This is a genomic window from Amycolatopsis sp. SID8362 (genome assembly GCF_010550475.1).
GTDB lineage: Bacteria > Actinomycetota > Actinomycetes > Mycobacteriales > Pseudonocardiaceae > Amycolatopsis > Amycolatopsis eburnea.
This window is the reverse complement of sequence record NZ_JAAGNB010000013.1, coordinates 1-3,538: the sequence shown is the minus strand read 5'-3', so window position 1 is coordinate 3,538 and position 3,538 is coordinate 1. Positions and strand designations below refer to the sequence as shown.

Annotated in this window: 2 protein-coding genes; one reads left to right on the top strand and one right to left on the bottom strand. The window is 72.6% G+C overall.

The genetic code is table 11. The features are described from left to right. Positions 1 to 55 precede the first annotated feature (55 nt). On the top strand, positions 56 to 2,551 hold the full coding sequence (locus tag G3I65_RS01025; protein ID WP_160693874.1) for a DUF3488 and transglutaminase-like domain-containing protein: 2,496 nt from the start codon (positions 56 to 58) through the stop codon (positions 2,549 to 2,551). 130 nt (positions 2,552 to 2,681) lie between these two features. Here G3I65_RS01025 and G3I65_RS01020 read toward each other — a convergent pair whose 3' ends face one another. Further along, entirely contained in the window at positions 2,682 to 3,086 is a 405-nt protein-coding gene (locus G3I65_RS01020) for a DUF3040 domain-containing protein (RefSeq protein ID WP_125314536.1), read from the bottom strand. Positions 3,087 to 3,538 lie beyond the last annotated feature (452 nt).

Here is a 3,538-nt window from a genome sequence, read left to right as displayed (position 1 = left end):
GGGCCGAGCTCAGCCGCAGCGGCGCCCGCGGCCACACCCTGATCGGCGGCCAGCGATGAGCACTTCCGCACCCCCTCGCCCGGCCCACCGCCCGCCGTCGCAGCACCCGCTGTCTGCCTGGCGCAGCAGCCTGCTCGCCCCGGCGGCGGCCGGCATCGCGACGCTCTGCGCGGCGACGTCGGTGACGAGCGTCGTGGCCGGCCTGGCGTGGTTCGGCTACCTGTTCGTCGCGGTCCTCCTGATCGCCGCGACCGGGCTGGCGCTGCGCTCGCTGCAGGTGCCGACCGTGCTGGTCGGCCTCGGCCAGCTGCTGGTGCTGCTGTTCCTCATCACCGGCGCGTTCACCACGAACGGGATCCTGCAGGTGATCCCCGGCCCGGACGCGTTCGAGGAGATCGGCACGACGCTGTCGGCGGCCGCCGAGCAGATCCGCACCGGGCTGCCGCCGGTCGAGGGCAGCCAGCCGATCCTGTGCCTGGTGACGATCCTGATCGGCCTGGTCGCCGTCCTGGTCGACACGCTGACGGTGGCCGCCGCGGCGCCGGCCGCGACCGGGCTCGTGCTGCTCTGCGTCTACGCGGTGCCGGCCGCGTTGAGCGAGGAAATGCTGCCCTGGTGGACGTTCCTGCTCGGCGGGGCGGCGTTCGCCGGCCTGCTGGCGGTCGACGGCAACCACCGGCACCGGCGCTGGCGGACCCGGGAAGCGCCGGGCCGCAGCGGCAAGCAGGGCGTGCTGTCCGCGCCGGTCGCGGTCGTCAGCGCGGCGATCGTGCTCGGCCTGTTCGGTGGCGCGATCACCTGGGTCGGCACGGTCGGGCGGATCCCGTTCGGAGCCAGTGGGAACGGTGCCGGCACGGGCTCCGGCGGGTTCGGCATCCAGCCGTTCACCGAGCTGCGCGGGATGCTCGACCAGGGGTCCAACCGCGAGCTCTTCAAGGTCCGCGGCCTCGGCACCGACCGGCGGCTGCTGCGCGCGATGACGCTGGACACCTTCTACCCCAACAAGGGCTGGGGCCTGCACGACGAAGGCCGTTCGCAGCAAGGCGTCCCGGTCGGGCCGCAGCTGCCGCCCGCGCCGGGCGACGACGGCAGCGGCGCCGCGCGGAAGATCGACGTCGAGCCGGCGAGCTGGCGGGACAACTGGCTGCCGGTGTACGGCGCGCCGCGGGTGATCGACGGCGCGGCCAACGGCTACCTCTACGACCAGGTCAGCGGCACGGTGTTCACCACGCGCAGCGAAACCCCGCCGTCGTACACCGAATACGCGTCGCTGAAGGAACCGACGGCGGCCGAGCTGCGCGTGACCCCGCGCGTCGACGACCTGCCCCCGCGGTACACGGAACTCGATCGGGTCGACGACCGCGTCCGGGTGAAGACGCAGCAGCTGATCGCGGGCGCGTCCAACGACTTCGACCGCGCGTCGGCGATCTGGCGGTACTTCACGGCGCAGAACGGCTTCGTCTACGACACGAAGACCGCGCCGGCCAACGACGCGGACGCGCTGGCCGACTTCATCCTCAACGGCAAGCGCGGCTTTTGCGAGCAGTTCGCGTCGGCGATGGCCGTGATGCTGCGCGTGGCGGGCATCCCGTCGCGGGTCGCGATCGGCTTCACCCCCGGCGTCCAGGTCAACGACTACCTGTCGATCAGCACCCAGGACGCGCACGCGTGGGTCGAGGCGTACTTCGGCGACAAGGGCTGGGTGACGTTCGACCCGACCCCGCTCTCCGACGGCCGCGGCATCACCCCGCCGTACCTGCAGGCCGGCCCGCAGGACGGCAACCAGCCCGACGACACCCAGGTGGCGCCGAGCACGGTCCAGTCGAGCGCGGCGCCGACCGGCGTCCCGCGCGACACCGGGCAGAACCTGCCGGCGCAGGGCCCGGAGCAGACCGACCCGGGGACGCCGGGCTGGGCCTGGGTGCTGGTGGCGGTGCTGCTCACGCTCGCGGTGCTGACGACGATGCAGGTGATCGTCGCCGGCCTGCTCTACCGGAGACGGCCGGAAGCCGAGCCGGAAAGCGTGCAAGCGCTGACCGGCTTCCGCGCGGTGCTGAAGAACTGGATGCCGCTGATCACCACCGCGCTGTGGGTGGCGGTGCTCGGCGTGCTGTCGTGGCTGGTGGTCTGGTGGTTCAGCCTGCTGGTCGTGCTGCTGCTGGCGGCCCTGCTGGGCCCCTCGGCGGCGCGCGACGTCGGCCGGCGACGGCGGTTGCAGGAGATCGTCGGCCACCGCCCGGGCGCGGCGGACGCGGCGTGGTCCGAGCTGCGTGCCGAGTGCGCCGACCGCGGCCTGCCGATCCCCCCGAGCGACACGATCCGCGTGGCCGGCCAGAAGCTGGCGGCGAAGCACCACCTGGACGACGAGGGCCGCGAGGGCCTGCGCACGGTCATCGGCGTGGTGGAGCGGTCCTGGTACGGCGGAGACGCCGAAGGCGACCCGAGGCTGCCGTCGGCGTTCGACCACCTGCGGCGGAGCCTGCACCGCAACGCGCCGCTGTCCTGGAAGGGCCGGCTGTTCCCGAAGTCCCTCTTCCGCAACCGCGACTGAGGACCTCACCCGATCGGGGGTCACCCGCTGTCACCGCTGCGGGTGACCCCACCGAGCAGCGTCGAAGAGCACACAAGAAGATCCGCGTCCTGCCTGCCGGCGGGACGCGGATCTCGTTGGTCTTGCGGCGCTACTGCTCCTCGAAGCGCTGGCGGAAGCGCTCTTCCATCCGCTGGGTGAAGGAACTGCGGCGCCCTGGCTGCTTGCCACCGCGGGCGCCCGATCCACCGCCCTTGCCGTCCCCGTCGGCGGCGTGCCGAATCGATGTGACGGCCAACATGACCCCGAAGAACATCACGAGGAACCCGAGCACGCTGATCAGCGGGATGTCGGCCACCCGGAACTGCGGCACCACCACGCCCAGCACCAGCAGGGCCACGCCCACTACGAACAGGGCGATGCCCTGAATACGCCGTCGGCGAGCGGGGCGACGCAACCGGGTGCCACGCACCGTGGATGCGAACTTGGGGTCCTCGGCATAGAGCTCGCGCTCGATTTGATCGAGCAGCCGCTGCTCATGCTCGGAGAGTGGCATCTTTCCTCCTCCGGCACAGCTGTCGCGGGCGCCGGGCCGCGCAACGTCCTGGACCCAACAGCCAACCCCAGGCGGGGTGGCACTGTCCAGGATACGAGGCCCGCGCCCGCACGACTACCCGATCCCGCATCCAGAAGGGATCGAATTGGGCTAAATCCCGCCCGGCGGGCGTTGCGGACGGTCACCGTGGCCCATCGTGACCGGTTGACGGCCTGAGCGGCGGTGTGGGGGACATTGGACGAGCGGAAGATCACCCTCCGTAGACACCCGGGGGCGGGGTGCGGTGGTGGTTCGCGCGGCGGGCGGGATGCGGTCGACGGCGGGAGGCTGCCCGCGGGTCCCCGGCGGGGAGTCCGGCCGGAACGGGAGTACACGGCTGCTGCGGCGACCACGGCGGCTGCGGCTTGCGGCGGCAGCGGCAGCGGCTGCTGCTGCGGCGGCGGCGGCTGCTG